Raw genomic sequence first — 16,285 nt, 5'->3', positions numbered from 1 at the left:
CCTGTTCTGATCCTTTTAAATTTTAATAGTATGGAAATATGGGAAATCAAATGGACAGAGAAGGTATAAGCAAACGGAATTTATCCTGATTCCTTCCGTCTGAGAAAAGTCAACGCCTTATGCGGAGAATATTCTTTTTTATTATGGCTTTCTGCCTTGGCATTCTGTACGTAAATGCCCAGGCATTGCGGATTTCGGGGAGGGTGGTCGACTCTCTGGAGCATCCGATAGAAGTGTTTGACGTAAGGGCGTTGCGTGCAGACTCCTCCATGCTGGCAGGCGGTGCTTTCTTCGAAGGGTCTTTTGAGATGGAACTTCCGGAGGAAGCGGCATTGATAAAAGTGAGTTCTTTAGGCTATGTGCCGGCCTACCTCCCTCTCGACCTGGGAAAGAGGGAGGGGAACGTCGTCAGCATCGGGGCAATCGTCTTAGACAGCCAGCCTGCCGAATTAAGCGAGGTCGTCGTATCAGCCCGCAGGCCGTTGGTGAGGTTTTCAGGCGATTCTTATGTGGTCGACATTGCAAAGACCCGTCTTGAAAACGCCGGTACTTTTGTCGACGTGGCAAGGCGCATTCCCGGGCTTGTCGTGTCGGGTAACGGGAAAATCAGCGTAATGGGCAAGCCGCGTCTGCTGATCAACCTGAACGGGAGGGCGGTCCGGAACGTCAGTGAATTACAGGCTCTCCAGTCACGTCAGATCAAGTCTGTTTCAATAGACCGGAATCCATCTGCTGCCTATTCGGCAGATTATGATGCCGTCATAAACATTTCAACCCGAGATGCCATCCAGGATTACGTTCATATTGCTGCCGTAAACAAATTCTCAATGGCAAGAAAGCTCTCCAACAGCAGTTCCGTTACATTAAACAGCCGGATAAAGTCGCTTGATCTTTTTACGGATGTCCGTTTCTCTTCCAACGGCAATCTTCAGTACGATTCTGAAGAAAAGCACGTCTGGTCGGATGTGCAGGAACTTCGGACAAGCCGGTTCAGCGAACTCATGGTCAGGCACAATCTGCTGGATATCAGCCAGACTGCAGAATATCACTTCCGCCCGCAGACAGCCCTTGGCTTAGGCTACCGGCTGTCCGTCACGGAACAGAATATTGAGAAAGAGCAGGATTATGCTGTTGTGTCAGCCGATCATCAGGCATTGACGCCCCTGCCTGTCTCCGTTCATTCATCTATGAAAAGGACAGACCATAATCCGTCATTATATTTCACGAACAAAGGGAAAAACTGTTTCCTGGGCATTTATGCGGACTACTACGGGGCATCGCTCAAAAACAGTCAGCATGTTTCTGAAAAGGCGGCGAACAGAAATGTATCACAGGACTTCACCGATCACTACGATGTATTCGGACTGAAAGGTGATTTCTCCCACAGGCTTTCTTTCCTCTCTTATGCCTTGGGAGTGAAGATTTCCTGCATAAAAGACCGGGGGACTTATCTCTCCGGTTATGAGAACACCCCGGATTCCAAATTGGAGTCCAGGTCCTTCGCCACGTATGTCAATCTCAGAAAGACCGTCGGCAAAGTCTCTTTTGCGGCAGGTCTGAGATATGAGAGAGAGCATTCCCAATCCTCCGACAACGACCGTGTCGTTTCAGATACGGTTTACAATCATCTTTTCCCGTACCTGTCCATCGCCGCCAATGGCAGCGTGAAGGCGAGCCTCTCTTATTCCCGCCGGATTTACAGACCTACTTACAATCAGCTGATTGTAAAAAGCGTCTACATAGACCCGTTGTCGTATTCCATCGGGAACCCCTTGTTGAAATCGGCCTTGGTCGACATTGTCTCGTTTTCCGTACAGAAAGGAATCTTTGCCGGGACCGTCAGCTATGAACAGTATCACAACAAGAAAGCCCAGGTGGCGGTACTGGAAGAACGGAATGGAACGCAAAGGGTCAGGTTCACCTATGACAACATACCCCATGTACGCCGTCTCGTCCTTTACACGATGTGTAACTACGGGACAGGAAACATAAGGGGGAACACCACGCTGATGCTGTCGTCCAGTCGTATGAATTATGAAGGAGTGGTCTACTCCACGTTCAAAGACATAGGCCTGTATCTGAAATCGAACCTTGAGACTTCCCTGTGGAAGGGAGCATCATCAATGCTCTCCGCGGCCTATCGGAATGCACAGCACAATGACTTCTATTACCACAGGGCATCCTTCAATTTCTCCTTGTATCTTACACAGGATCTTTTCCAGAACAGACTCAGAATAAGCGTGCAGGCAGAAGACATATTCAAAACCGCAAGGGTCAACAACTGGGTACAGAACATGCAGCGGGCAAGAATCGTAATGGACACCAATGCAGACAGCCGTTTCATCGGCCTTTCGCTCCGATACACGTTCGGAAGGTCAAAAGCGAAATCCCAGGCCAGATCATCCATTCAAGAAGAGACAGACCGATTGTAAAGAAAGAAAAGTACCGGAGAATGAAACTCGTACAGCAACCGGATTCTATGGACTGCGGGGCATCGTGTCTGACCTCCATTGTTTCGCAGACATCAATGACAAGATATTCTGCAAGTGGCAGACCTCACCGTCATGAGCCTCCATCTTGCATCTTGCTCCGGCTCCCATTCTTGCCGTAATCTGATAAATCTGGTTCTTCTGTTAAATGCGTAGATGGGGAATAGAATAAAGGCTTATGCGCCTGCATGGCATGACCATCCGAAATCAGATGGTCTTCAAAGGAGGATAAACTGCAAGATAAGATGCTGAAAAGGCGCATTGATGCGATGCCTGTCCATCAGCCTGTCTTTCCGTCTTTTACAGACAATTTATCCCCATATCATCGGTGTTTGTAAACTGTTTTCATGCAACCCAAGCTGACACATGCTCTTCTGGCTTCTAAAAGATGCCTGATTGACGTGCAACAGGTGCTCTTTCGGCGTGTTACCAACGCCCTTTTGAGGCCCAATCAAGCACCTTTTGCGAACGGCCCGATAACCAGTTGACTGTCTGCCGGTTACAGACCTGCTTTTTGCACGCATTCTTTTTATTTGCAGATGGTTTGTTTGAAATTATGTAATGACTTTTCAAAATCCCATCTGTATTCTCAACGTATTCAAATGAAAAGGAATTTGTATCGGAGGATGAAAATAGAATGGACAGTCGACGGTCTTGGCTATATTTTCATCGGTTCTTCCGTTAAAGCTATGCGAAAAGCATCCACGCATTTAACGGAAGAACCATAAACCTTGCTGCCGAACAGATTTATCTGGTCTATGAAACTCCGGAATCTCCTGCTACGTCTGATAATATTCCTCGCTCGCAGTAATCTCGAAATCTTTTAACGAAATAATATTTTTTATTCTAAGAATGTATATAAAGTGAAATACTACAAATATAGTGGAAATATCAAGAAAATACATTTAAAAAACTGATTCTTCTTGTTTAAAATAAAATTTATTTGTATTTTTGCAGAATGTAATTAGAATACAAATAAAAACGAACAGCTTAATTGCAAGGTGACGAAAACTGGTCAGTACCGGGATTATTGACCAGTTTTTCTGTTTTTTTTAATTGATTCATTTTATGAAAAAAACACTTTTAGCCCTTTTGTTATTTTCACTCTCATCTGGATTCGTCAAAGGTCAGACTTCCCAATCAGGATATGAGCTGTCGGATTCTGCAGGAGTCCTTGAACTTGTAAAATGGGATAGGAAAGACAGTATTGTGGATTTGACTAAAGATGAGAAATTAAAACAGGTTAAGGTCATAGGGAAATGCTGTTTTGTCTTTAACGATTACATTAAAACAGTCATACTTCCTGAAGGGCTGGAAGTAATCAATGGGAGAGCTTTCGACACTTGTAAAAATCTACATCGCATATACCTGCCAAATTCCCTGCAAGTCATCGGCCAAAATTCTTTTAACATGTGCGAAAACCTACGCTTAGACTCACTGCCCCGAAATCTTAAAAGAATAGAATATGGGGCATTCTGGGATTGTTGCAGAATTACAATTTCAAAGATACCCAACACTGTTACTTTCATTGGCGGCAAGGCGTTTACACTGTGTGAAAGCATACAGGAATTGGCATTGCCCGATTCTGTCACAGAAATAAAAGAACGCACTTTTGCCGGTTGTAAAGGACTGAGAAAAATAAAACTTCCCGATTCTCTGCAGACTATAGAGAAATATGCTTTTGCACGTTGTTTAAGTTTAGGTGAGATTTCCTTGCCGGCATCTATGCAAAGGATAGGGGTACAGGCTTTTATCGGTTGCACTTCCTTAAGATTGGTCACATTACCCCCAAAGGTGAAAATAGAGAATAATGCCTTTGATTTATGCAAGGATGTTGTAATCCAAGAAATTCAAATCACTTCAGACCCCTATTCTTCCTATTGATAAACTTATTTCTGATTGGTTTTATTTTGGAAGAGAAAAGTTCATAAAACATTACTGTAGAAATAATAAGAACGGAGATAACACGATAGATTCCATTATCTTATCACATTACAAATGGTTCAAGAATAATAATATAGAAGAAACTCCCACATATATCCTAAATGGGGAAAGACTTTCCTCAGACATAACGATATTAGACATTATCAATGCATGTTAAGTTATGAAACAGATTTTTTTATTCTTCTTGTCGATCATCCCCTTACAGGTTTTTGCTCAGAAAGCAGACAACAGTTATGAATGTATTTACGAATACACTGTCAAGACAACGAATGCAGAAAATGAAACCTATACAACGATATTGCAGTTTGATGATATTCACGCCAGGTTCGCCGACTATGCTGCTTTTCAGTTAGATTCTTTAATGCAGACTGGAAAAGCAACAGAAGAACAATTAAAGAAAGCTGAAGAGGGTGTAGTGAAAACAGCCTTCTACTTTGACCAGACTACGTTTGTAAATGCGTCAGAAAGAACGATCACCGTGTACAGTGTGATTCCGCCGAATCTGTATTCCTATCAAGAAGCAACGAACGGTATAGCATGGCAACTTACCGATGAGACCGATACGATATGCGGTTATCTGTGTAATAAGGCCACAGGAGAGTATGGCGGGCGTATCTGGAATGCCTGGTTTTCATCAGAAATCCCATCCTCCTTTGGACCGTGGAAGCTTGGCGGACTGCCTGGACTGATAATGTATGCTTGTGATACAGAGAACATTCACCACTTTAAGGCTATCACGTTCAGGCGGGGTACTACACCAATCACTGCGCCCAGAATACCTAACAGCATTGCTACAAGTCGTGAAAAATTTATTAAGGCAAAGAATCATTTTGAAGAAAATCCGATAGCTAATATACCAAAGGAGAGCATTACGGATATGAGAGTGGAAAAAGGCGACGGTGGAAGCAATTCTATTTTTATCAATGGAGTACAAGTTCGTCTTCGGACAAATGGCTATGTACCTTTAGAGATTAAATGACAATGAGAAGATTACTCCTTTATATTCTCAGTCTTTTCGTTTGGATGCAAGCCCAGGCCCAAGAAAAACACACTTTGAATGGGGTTGTGGCGGACACTGAGGGTGTGCCGGTAAGCAATGCCAATGTGCAGATATTAGAGAACAACAAGCCCATCGCCTATACCTTTACCAATGAGAAGGGGGGCTATGCCTTAAGCTACAACAGTTCCAAAACGCTTGTTCTACTCTCGGTCGGGCATCTGTCGTTTGAGAAGACCAATCTGGTAATAGACAGCAAAGAAACACAAAAGAACATTACCTTGCTCAGGAAAAAAACACAGCTTAAGGAAGTTGTTGTGAAGGCACCTGAAATAAGTCAGCGCGGTGATACTGTTTCCTATCAGTTAAGTTCTTTCGCAGGAAAGGGCGATTACACGCTTAGAGATGCTATGAAGCGATTGCCTGGCATTGAGGTTACAGGTTCGGGAGGTATAAAATACATGGGAAAAGACATTTCCAATTTTTACATCGAGGGAATGGATCTTCTTGGCGGGCAGTATAATGTAGCCACAAACAATATCCCAGCAGACTACGTTACATCCGTACAGGTATTGAATAATCATAAAGATGCCAAAATGGACAAAGACGTGCTGTCTGACGACGTGGCAATCAACATAAAACTTTCAAAACACGCCAAGTTTAAACCTGTCGGGACATACGAAGCCATTGGAGGCTTGCGCAGTAACAGTACACTTTACCAAGTTAGTGGAGCCGGTATGCTCTTCAAATCGCATACGCAACTTCTGGGGACACTGAAGATAGGGAACATAAGAGAGTTTGCTGCCGATGAAAACATCAATCATTTCCTAAACGATCAGTTCGAGTCTTACGGTGTAAGACTATTGGGCAACTTGTCTTCTTCCAGTGCACCGATCAAGAGGGAAAGGTATATTCATTCCAATGATTGTTCCCTTAGTTTCAATATACTCAACAAACTGTCGGAAAACAAGTCGTTGAGAACAAATGTCGGCTATGCTCGTTCCCAATGCGATTATGCTTACAATCACAAGATGTTCTTTGGAAACAGTCAGAATGAATTCATACAGGATTACCAATATCAGCCGGCCTCTACGCTTCACAAGCCGGCCTTGAACATCGAATACAAAGAGAATAGCGACAAACGATACATCACCAACCGGTTCTCATCATTGGCTTCGTTCGTAAAATCGGAATTGCCGACAGTTGAAAACAACAGCAATTCCGTCTTCCAGCATGAGAAGTATCACGATTTAGGTTTTACCAACGACCTTTCCATACGTTGGAAAACGAATAAGTTTCGATGGGGTTTTTCCTCTCTCCTCAATTATACATCTACGCCTAATGGCACTATTCGTGTTTCAGACGGAGGAGCAGACTCTTTTCAGCAAAGTGCAGACAGCAGACAGTTTACGAACAAGGAAACTATTTCTGCCGCTTATGAAAGAAGAAACTCACGAGTTTATTTCCCTCTTTCATTTCAATATCGCAACGAAAGGATTAATTCGGCTTTGCTTACCGACGGCTATTCAGGCTTCAATCTCTTGAAAGGGAACGAGTTGGAAATTTCATTCTCTCCACAATATGAATATACCCACCCACAACGAAAATATAATTTCAAGGCAGGAATATCATTGGCCACAACAAGAGTCGATTTTGAAAATGAGGGAACGACTCCATTAAGGAAACAGAAATGGAATTTTATGATGAATCCTTCTATCTATTTTCTCTACAATGTTACGCCAAGGGCTACTGTAAGACTTCAAGGAGTTTTTGCAAACAGAATAGGCGATCTGGCTGATTTTATCACAGCACCGATACAAACCAGTCTGAACTATCAAAAGTACGGTTCAGGGATATTGAGTGAAAACAGAAGCATTACACTCAATGCTATCTACGATTTGAAATTCCCGATAGAAATGTTTTTCCTTAATGTCGGTTTAGGCTACACGCATCAGCATAATAATTTGTTGCCAGTGCAGGATGTGTCGCAGACGTTGATTAAGGAATTTCCGATGCCAAGTCCTAACGGCATTGACAATATAAATGCCTGTTTCAATATAACAAAACAGGTAAAAGCCATCAACACCAAGTTTTCGCTGTACGGAATTTATATGCACAGCAAGAGTCTGATGATGCAAAACAGCATGATTTACAGCTATTCGTGGAACAGTCTGAACGTTGTTCCGTCGGTTTCATTCAAGCCGGTTTCCTTCATGGAGTTATATTATACTTATAGCTTTTCCAAGAACATTACGAAGATACAAAAGGTATCAAAGTCCTTCTTGTCGCAAACACACGACATCAACCTGATATTGCAGCCTGTAACAAATCTGCAATTCAAGGCAATGGCAGATATTTCGACAAAGGAAATGTATCAGGATCTTACCAAGACTATGGCAATCTTCGATGCAGGAGTCAGTTACAGGCACAGGGCACTTCGTTTCAGTATTGACATGAGAAATATTTTCAACCAACAGTATTATAGCTACACCATTTTCAACACAATGAACACTTATACTTACAGCTATCACATGAGAGGAAGAGAGCTGCTTTTTACTGTTTCAGTAACAAAATAAGAATGGCAGGTTTTGTCTTTATAAAACAACTTGACGCTATGCAATGTGGAGCAGCATGCTTAGCAATGTTATGCCATCTCTATGGCGGAAATCTTGTTCTTCCGTTAAATCCATAGACTGTTGACGGTCTTGCCCATGTTTTTGTTGAATGAATACCTCCGGTTCTTCCGTTGAAGCTATACGGAAAGCATCCACGCATTGAACGGAAGAACCAAAAATATGGCGATCCGATTCCGCTTTCTTCCTGAAAGGGCATAGCAGGCTAATGTGTCTGCAAGAGAGAACAGAAGAATACAGAAGATGCCACATAAAAGCAAAAAAAAGTTGACAAAACCCCTATCAAAGACAGACTGACGTGGGATTTATAAGACCGGCCTTAATAGTATGAAAATAGGGAAAGTCAAATGAATAAAGAAAGACTGCATTGCACAAAGATGGATCTTGCCGGACTCTACCCCCTTTCGGACCGGCAGAATACGTCGAAACGGTCAACAGACAGTACGGCTTATATTAATTTAAGAGTGGGTAGAACGTAATTGAACGTTTACTGCACAATGCGTTGCTATCTTTGTCCCGTATTCACAAGACAGTCTTTTCCCGGACCTTTCTTGTGAAACTCTGATGCCAATGCCGCCCGGCAGCTTCTCCTGCCCTCCGCCCTCCGCCAGCACTGTCCGGAAAGCTTGCATAAAACACATTTGACAAAGCGCACCAAATTAAACCAAAAACACCAAGAACAATGATGAAGAAAGTGAACATCGTAATGAAAGCTACTCACAATTGGACCCAAGAAGATGAACAACGTCTGACAGCAAGGCTTGTCGATAACTTTTACGACCTGATCAATCGAAACGAAGAAGAAGGACTATACTGGACGGGGCTGCAATGCGACCTCGTAGAACTCGCACACATCGTCTGGACAAGCGGAAAGCTGATGGACAGAAGAGGTTTTCCGATGGACTTCCAGACCATCGTACACCACATCTGCCGGGTGCTGCACGTGCGTGAGCCCCGCAACCCGTCGTCGATCCTTTCTTCCGTACGTGCACGGAAGAACATAAGGGTGGGGCCGCTGAGGGAACGATATATGCAGCTCTTCATGAGAGCAAACGTACAGGATCCTATGCAGATGGAAATACGGAAAGAGGAACATGGCGATCTGGTGAGTTGAGGCAGGCACCAAGGATTCCACCTGACAGATCCTTGCCTCTCAGCAGGCTGAAGCTGCTTACTTCCTGAAAGAACTGCAAGGGAAGAAAGGCTGAAGGTGCTGCATAAAAAGAAAGACACACTGAAGAAGTCGCCAGCGGCATGACATCAATATGCCGGCATGGGATGATTTCCACCCGCCTTGACACAGGGACTGAAACAAGAAGCCTCACCTCTCTAAGACAAGCCGGAAAGGGGGAGAGAAATCCGGATGACGGAGAGAACAGGGACGGGAAAGTACGGAGAATTTCCATGACGAAAGACATCGTCTGCAGGAAAAAGAACAAGGCACTTGATCCAGAAAAAAGCAAAGAGACCCCTCATCGTTTGATATAAATCAATAATTCGCCGACACATCGATATTTTTCGCCCGATTTATTTGACAATTCGAAAAAACGATGTACTTTTGCATCGTAATTCAAGAGATATTACATACCTGTCTCGACAAGGTATCCCCTTTACAGGTAGTAAAGATTGCTCAGGATTATTTTTGAAAACAGAAAAGATTTGTTTAGGTTAGTAATAGATTTAGGTTTTTAGTTATATTTTAGGTAAAGATTGTAGAAATATTTTCCGTCGTGAGACGGAGGTTATTCGGAGATAACGGAAGGGCGTTTTCGCCCGGCCGTTTCTTTTTTTTATACAGGTAGATGCCGTTCCCGGAAGCATCCGCACCGCAGGAGCTTCCTTCTGCAAGTCATGGCCTCAGCTGCTTCTTCAAAGCAGCGCGCCTCTCCGTCAGTTCTTTATCCTCATCATAAGCCAGCGCATATCCCCAGTAGAGACAAGCCTCCTTGAAGTTTTTCAGACTATATTTCGCCTCTCCCATTGTTTTATAAATAACGAACATGAGCGGCTTGCTGGGTTCATAAAGAGCAGCGGCAGCCTTCAGATGCACAAGGGCATCATCATACCGCCCGAGCTTATTCTCCACGACACCCAATCGGTAGTTGCCGACAGCCATCTTAGGATTCATCTCCACGGCCTTGGCGAAATAACATGCAGCAGAGTCAAGCTGCTCCATGTACTCAAACGACCCTCCTGTATAATAGAGCGCATTATAAGTCGTGTCACCGGCAGCGAACCCCCTTCTATACGTATCAACACACTGCGTGAACTTCCGCTCTATGAAATACGCTTCCCCCAAGGCACGGTTGACTTCCGTATTGAAAGAGTCCGTCTTGCAGTACTGCTCGCCATACATGACTGCCATTTCGGGCCTGTTGTAATCCTGACTCAACAGCACGCCGATAAGGTCGGCTACGACATGGCCGTCCCTCGGGAACCGTTCCACCAGTGTCATTCCATAGAAGACCTGCATGGCGATTCTCCGGGTTGCACCAAGCGAATAATACAATTCCCTGAGTGCTTCGTGGGTCAACGTGTCCACAGGGACTGCCCGCAGGAGATTTGCACACTGCTGATACGATGTACGGTGATAGTAACAGTCGGCGAGTTTCATTCTGACAACGTGATCATCACGCTGCACCTGCGCCTGCCTGTAAAATGACAGGGCATTATAGTAATCATACACCCCCATACAGCTGTCTCCCCTCTCGATAGCCCGTTTATAATTCTGGGACATACCATACAGAGGGATACCGGATAAAATCACAAGGCATATTATGAATTTCCGCATAGTGCAGGATCTGTTTAAAGTTAAGGCACATCAAATTGTAAGACGATTTCCATGAGACCCATCAGCCTGACAGCCCGGCCTCATAGAAATCGGTTCCACTCGTTTCAGTTCAGTTTAAACCGGATAGGAATACAGTAGTACACATCTACAGACTTTCCTTTGTTCTTCCCTGGATTCCATTTCGGCATTACAGAAACCACACGCAGTGCCTCCTTGTCAAGTGAAGGAGATATTGAACGCACGATGACAGGATCCTTCACCTCGCCCTGGGCTGTTACGATGAATTTCACAATCACGGTCCCCTGTTCCTTATTGCGTGCTGCATCAACAGGATATTTCATGTTCTGTACCAGCCACGCATTGACGCTCCCATTGAACGAAGGCATTTCTTCGGACACAGTATAGACCTTCCGGTCTCCTTCCTTCTGCTTCTGATCCGCCTGCTCCTCTTCAGATGCTTCCGTGGCTGCCTCCTCATTCTCCACTGCGGGGGCTTCCGCCTCCGCTTTCAATGGTACGACATCCTCCGTCTCTGATTTCTCTTCTTTCCCGACAGGCAAATCCGCATTACTCTTCTCAACCGCCATTGGCTTTTCTTTCTGAACCATCAATGGCTTGGATACTTGCTTGTTGACACTCACTGCGGTTACAGGCCCGTTAGTTGTAGCACTGGCGATTTCGCGTGCCACAATCTCTATGTTACTCACAGCAAGCAGCATTACAGCCAACGGGACATAGAGTACATACTTTGCTTTTGCTACTCCATTGGTTCGTTTCTTGTTCATCATCTTAATACGTTTCTTAAGGGGTAAGACATTAAAATTATTTGATATTGTAGCTACATTCTTTCTATAAGCCAATCCCAACAGGTGGTATTGGTACTCCTTGCTGTCTCGCCCTCCTGCCAGGACGTTATTATCAGCAAGAAACTCCAGGTTTAATCTCACTTCACGCTTCAGCAGCCAGGCAAATGGATTGACCCAGAAGACAATGGCAAACAGCTCTGCAAAGAGAATGTCAAGGGAATGGAGCTGTCTGCAATGTGCCCGCTCATGTGCGATTATCTCGTCCAGTTCCAGCTGGCTGTGTCTCATTGGATTCAGAAATATCCAGTGGAAGAATGAGAAGGGTCCCTCATCCCCTTCTAACAGACAGACGTTTACGCCACACACTTCCGCCTTCTTGCACTTCCGCTTTAGCAGGACAATTGCAGACAACTGCCAAAGAAGGCGCAACAACAACACTGCGACTACCATGCTATAAGCCGTCATGGCGACAGCCTCCCAGTCAAATGAACCGTTATCACCCGGCGTAATGGTCACAATGGGAAGAATAATATCGGCATATTCGTTAGCCATGGAAACCACCCTAACGCTCTTGTTCAACCAATAAGAACAATTCAGTCCCGGTACCAAAACCGCAACGACATACATTCCCATCAGTGCTGCCCTTTTCCAAGAAAAAAAGGTGTCACTCGAAAACATTAGCTTGTAAAAACCAAAAAGAATAACGAGTGCTATGTTTATCTTCAAAAAACAAATGCCCATAGCTTTTATATTTCAGGTGAATATCCTTGTTTTGTTATATATTCAGGTTACATACTATTCTGATAGCCTTAGCCGTTTCCTTTTTCTATCTCGCCGATAATCTCTTTCAAGTCTTCAGGAGAAATTTCTTCTTCTTTCGCAAAGAACGAAACCATCTCACGGAATGAATTCTTGAAGTAGTTGCTTACGAAGTTACGCATGAAGTCCGACTTGTACGCTGACTGCGCAATCCGAGGTGTAAAATGGTAGGTAAGTCCCCGTTGCTCTGCATTCAGATAACCCTTCCGCTTCAGATTGTTCACCACAGAAGCTGTCGTTGTATAAGGAGGACGCGGCTCAGGCAATTGCTGAAGTATTTCCTTTGTCGTACATCTGCCCAGACGCCAGACTTGCAGCATTACCTCTTCTTCTTGTTTCGTCAGTTTTTCCATATTCAAATCATGTTTCATTATTCTGCCACAAACTTACGATTATTTCGTAAGCAAGTCAAGTTTAAAGCGTTAAATAATGCTAATAAGCAAATACTTTGATATTATATATCAGCATAATACGAATTATTAGTAGCTTTAGCAGGTGACAGGAGGGTGGCAGACGATGATTAGTGAAGTCAGTATGATCAATCATCAGAATGCTGCAAGGGAGAAAAAACAAACCTCAAAGAGTTTAGAAGGTTGTTGAAGAGGAAGATAAAAAGACAAGCAGTAAGGGGACATATTTGCCCTCTGTAACACGTGATAAAATCAACCCGAAATGAAGATGAGAACTGCTGAATAGTTCATAACACAGGTTTTAATTCAACTTGCTGTCATTTTAACATCCTTTGCCAACAGGCTGTATATGAACATCTTGACCGTCATGGAAGAGTGACGGGAGTGACAGGAAAATTATTCTCGGAGCACCTGTCTGTCGACAGCAAATACTCTCCCAGAAAAGAAATGACGAGCATATCGTGTTTCAAAAAATGCGCATTTTATTCTTCGAATACCCTTGCGTATGCAATCGTTGTTTCACCGCTGGTAACTTTATGTTCCAATTACATAATGATTGCAATATCACCCGGAATATCGAATGAAACTGAAAAAGGGGGCACATGCCCCCTTTTCACCTGTATAATATGACTACAAATTAATCAACTCCATCACCTTGTCAACCGCTGCACTGACCCCATCGGCATCCTTGCCGCCGGCCTGTGCATAGTGTGGCTGACCGCCGCCGCCGCCCTTGATGAGCTTGGCAGCTTCACGGATTATCTTGCCGGCGTTCAGACCGTGCTCCTTCACCATGTCATCGCTGAGCATGATGGAAAGCTGCGGACGGTCCTCATAGACAGAGCCGAGGATGCAGACGAGTTTCTCGGGCAATGACTGACGCACCTTGAAGACGATGTCCTTGGCTGAAGCAGGGTCGACAGGCAATACCGCCTTAATGACGTGTACACCGTCAACCATCTCGACACGTTCTGCCAATGTCTTTGCTGCACGGTCAACAGCCTGGGCACGGAACTTCTCGACTTCCCGCTTCATGGCATCGTTCTCCTCGACGAATCTGGTGAGGACTGCCTTGAGGTCTTTTGCATTGTTGAACATTGCCTTCAGGTCGCGCAGTGTGTCTTCGAGGACATAGATGGCGTTCTCGCAGGTTTCGCCCGTCATCGCCTCGATACGGCGCACGCCGGCAGCCACGCTGCTCTCGCCGACAATCTTGAAGAAGCCGATGCGGCCGGTTGATGCGGCATGAATGCCACCGCAGAACTCGCAGCTCGGACCGAAGCGGACGACGCGTACCTTGTCGCCGTACTTCTCACCGAAGAGGGCAACAGCTCCCATCTTCTTCGCTTCCTCCAGCGGTGTATCACGGTGCTCGTCCAGCGGATAGTCCTTGCGGATCATCTCATTGACAATCTTCTCCACCTGCCGGAGTTCCCCGTCGGTAATCTTCTGGAAGTGGGAAACATCGAAGCGAAGGGTATCAGGGCTGACATACGATCCCTTCTGTTCGGCATGCTCGCCCAGAACCTGCTTCAGCGCATAGTCCAGCAGATGGGTCGCCGTATGGTTGGCAGCCGAGGCATCACGCTTCTCGGTGTCGACGCAGGCCATGAAGTCGGCCTCTACGTTCTTCGGCAGCTGCTTGACGATGTGGATGCTCTGGTTGTTCTCACGCTTGGTATCGATGACATTCACCGTCTCGTCCTCGCTGACAAGCACACCCTGATCGCCTACCTGACCACCCATCTCGCCGTAGAAAGGCGTATGATCCAGTACAAGCTCATAAAAGCTGTTTTTCTTCTGCGTCACCTTACGGTAACGGAGGATGTGGCACTCGTATTCTGTATAGTCATAGCCGACAAATTCCTGTTCGCCCTCACGCAGCACCTCCCAGTCACCGTTCTCAACGACAGCCGCATTGCGGGCACGCGCCTTCTGCTTTGCCATCTCCTCGTTGAACTGCTTCTCGTCAACGGTATAACCGTTCTCGCCGCAGATCAGCTCGGTAAGATCGAGCGGGAATCCGTAGGTGTCGAAGAGGCGGAAAGCCTCCTTGCCGTCGAGTTCCTTCCTGCCGTGCGCCTTCAGTTCGTCCATTGCGCCGTTCAGCAGTGTGATGCCCTTGTCCAGCGTGCGGAGGAACGAATCCTCTTCTTCCTTCATCACACGCCCGATCAGTTCACGCTGTGCGGCGAGTTCAGGGTAAGCCGCACCCATCTCACGTACCAGTACATTCAAGAGCTTGTACATGAAGGCTTCTTTCTGTCCGAGGAACGTGTAGGCGTAACGCACGGCACGGCGCAGGATGCGGCGGATAACGTAACCAGCCTTGGCATTGCTGGGCAGCTGTCCGTCAGCGATCGAGAAGGCAACGGCACGCAGGTGGTCGGCAACGACACGCATGGCGATGTCTACCTTCTGCTCCTCGTTCACGCCCTCGCCGTTAGGACCTTCCGGGAAGGTGTGGTTGTACTTCCTGCCGGAGAGCCGCTCAATCTCGGCAATGACCGGTGTGAAGATATCCGTATCATAGTTGGAGTTCTTTCCCTGCATCAGGCGCACCAGACGCTCGAAGCCCATACCGGTATCAATCACGTGCATCTTCAGCGGTTCGAGACTGCCGTCAGCCTTGCGGTTGAACTGCATGAAGACAATGTTCCAGATTTCGATGACCTGCGGATGATCCTTGTTGACAAGTTCCTCACCGGGCACTTTCGCTTTCTCTTCCTCCGAACGGAAGTCGATATGAATCTCCGAGCAAGGCCCGCAAGGTCCCGTATCGCCCATCTCCCAGAAGTTGTCGTGCTTGTTGCCATTGACAATATGGTTCTTCGGAAAGTGCTTCTCCCAGTAACCTGACGCCTCGTCGTCACGACTGATGCCCTCTGCCTCGTCGCCTTCGAAAACCGTTACGTAAAGGTCTTTCGGGTCGAGATGGAGCACGTCAACGAGATATTCGTAAGCGTAATCGATTGCGCCCTCCTTGAAGTAATCGCCGAAGCTCCAGTTACCCAGCATCTCGAACATGGTGTGGTGGCTCAACGCCGCATCACGTCCCACCTCCTCCAGGTCGTTATGCTTGCCGCTCACACGCAGGCACTTCTGCGAATCGGTGCGGCGGCGAGGCTCCGGCTCCTTTGTTCCGAGGATAATATCTTTCCACTGGTTCATACCAGCATTGGTAAACATCAGCGTAGGGTCGTCCTTGATAACCATTGGGGCAGACGGTACGATAACATGTCCTTTCGACTCAAAGAACTTCAAGTAAGAGTCGCGGATTTCGTTTGCTGTCATCATCTTTATTTTGTTTTTAATTCAATTTTTCTATCTAAAATTGTTGCAAAGATACTGACTTTTGCGTATTTTTGCAAACAATTAGGCTGCTGAATACGCAAA

General features: G+C 45.7%; 9 protein-coding genes. 5 read left to right on the top strand and 4 right to left on the bottom strand.

Annotated features, from left to right (window positions below):
* Positions 1-143 precede the first annotated feature (143 nt).
* The 5 genes from J4864_RS00640 (at position 144) to J4864_RS00620 (ending at position 9,177) form a co-directional block, all read left to right on the top strand.
* On the top strand, positions 144-2,432 hold the full coding sequence (locus tag J4864_RS00640) for an outer membrane beta-barrel family protein (protein WP_246479401.1): 2,289 nt from the start codon (positions 144-146) through the stop codon (positions 2,430-2,432).
* A 1,125-nt stretch (positions 2,433-3,557) separates the two neighbouring features.
* Positions 3,558-4,373, top strand: coding sequence for a leucine-rich repeat domain-containing protein (locus J4864_RS00635; RefSeq protein ID WP_211814236.1), 816 nt, complete (start codon positions 3,558-3,560; stop codon positions 4,371-4,373).
* Positions 4,374-4,593: 220 nt separating this feature from the next.
* On the top strand, positions 4,594-5,412 hold the full coding sequence (locus tag J4864_RS00630; RefSeq protein ID WP_211814235.1) for a GLPGLI family protein: 819 nt from the start codon (positions 4,594-4,596) through the stop codon (positions 5,410-5,412).
* Between the two features lie 2 nt (positions 5,413-5,414).
* Positions 5,415-8,006 carry a lantibiotic ABC transporter gene (locus J4864_RS11745; RefSeq protein ID WP_246479400.1) on the top strand — a complete coding sequence of 864 codons (2,592 nt, stop codon included), beginning with the start codon at positions 5,415-5,417 and terminating at the stop codon, positions 8,004-8,006.
* Positions 8,007-8,745: 739 nt separating this feature from the next.
* Positions 8,746-9,177 carry a hypothetical protein gene (locus J4864_RS00620; protein WP_211814234.1) on the top strand — a complete coding sequence of 144 codons (432 nt, stop codon included), beginning with the start codon at positions 8,746-8,748 and terminating at the stop codon, positions 9,175-9,177.
* Between the two features lie 735 nt (positions 9,178-9,912).
* Here the strand turns inward: J4864_RS00620 and J4864_RS00615 are convergent.
* From J4864_RS00615 to alaS, 4 genes are all read right to left on the bottom strand, one after another.
* Entirely contained in the window at positions 9,913-10,854 is a 942-nt protein-coding gene (locus J4864_RS00615; protein ID WP_211814233.1) for a tetratricopeptide repeat protein, read from the bottom strand.
* 104 nt (positions 10,855-10,958) lie between these two features.
* Positions 10,959-12,401 carry a M56 family metallopeptidase gene (locus J4864_RS00610; RefSeq protein WP_211814232.1) on the bottom strand — a complete coding sequence of 481 codons (1,443 nt, stop codon included), beginning with the start codon at positions 12,399-12,401 and terminating at the stop codon, positions 10,959-10,961.
* Between the two features lie 68 nt (positions 12,402-12,469).
* Positions 12,470-12,832, bottom strand: coding sequence for a BlaI/MecI/CopY family transcriptional regulator (locus tag J4864_RS00605; RefSeq protein WP_211814587.1), 363 nt, complete (start codon positions 12,830-12,832; stop codon positions 12,470-12,472).
* A 687-nt stretch (positions 12,833-13,519) separates the two neighbouring features.
* Entirely contained in the window at positions 13,520-16,186 is a 2,667-nt protein-coding gene (alaS, locus tag J4864_RS00600) for an alanine--tRNA ligase (RefSeq protein WP_211814231.1), read from the bottom strand.
* Between the last annotated feature and the right edge of the window lie 99 nt (positions 16,187-16,285).

Source organism: Prevotella multiformis, from assembly GCF_018127985.1.
Taxonomy (GTDB): domain Bacteria; phylum Bacteroidota; class Bacteroidia; order Bacteroidales; family Bacteroidaceae; genus Prevotella; species Prevotella multiformis.
This window is presented reverse-complemented; position numbering and strand designations above follow the sequence as displayed.

Excerpts from the sequence above, each read along its gene's own strand:
- J4864_RS00640 (WP_246479401.1), top strand. The coding sequence starts at position 144 with ATGGCTTTCTGCCTTGGCATTCTGTACGTAAATGCCCAGGCATTGCGG.
- J4864_RS00635 (WP_211814236.1), top strand. The coding sequence starts at position 3,558 with ATGAAAAAAACACTTTTAGCCCTTTTGTTATTTTCACTCTCATCTGGA.
- J4864_RS00630 (WP_211814235.1), top strand. The coding sequence starts at position 4,594 with ATGAAACAGATTTTTTTATTCTTCTTGTCGATCATCCCCTTACAGGTT.
- J4864_RS11745 (WP_246479400.1), top strand. The coding sequence starts at position 5,415 with ATGAGAAGATTACTCCTTTATATTCTCAGTCTTTTCGTTTGGATGCAA.
- J4864_RS00620 (WP_211814234.1), top strand. The coding sequence starts at position 8,746 with ATGATGAAGAAAGTGAACATCGTAATGAAAGCTACTCACAATTGGACC.
- J4864_RS00615 (WP_211814233.1), bottom strand. The coding sequence starts at position 10,854 with ATGCGGAAATTCATAATATGCCTTGTGATTTTATCCGGTATCCCTCTG.
- J4864_RS00610 (WP_211814232.1), bottom strand. The coding sequence starts at position 12,401 with ATGGGCATTTGTTTTTTGAAGATAAACATAGCACTCGTTATTCTTTTT.
- J4864_RS00605 (WP_211814587.1), bottom strand. The coding sequence starts at position 12,832 with ATGGAAAAACTGACGAAACAAGAAGAAGAGGTAATGCTGCAAGTCTGG.
- alaS (WP_211814231.1), bottom strand. The coding sequence starts at position 16,186 with ATGATGACAGCAAACGAAATCCGCGACTCTTACTTGAAGTTCTTTGAG.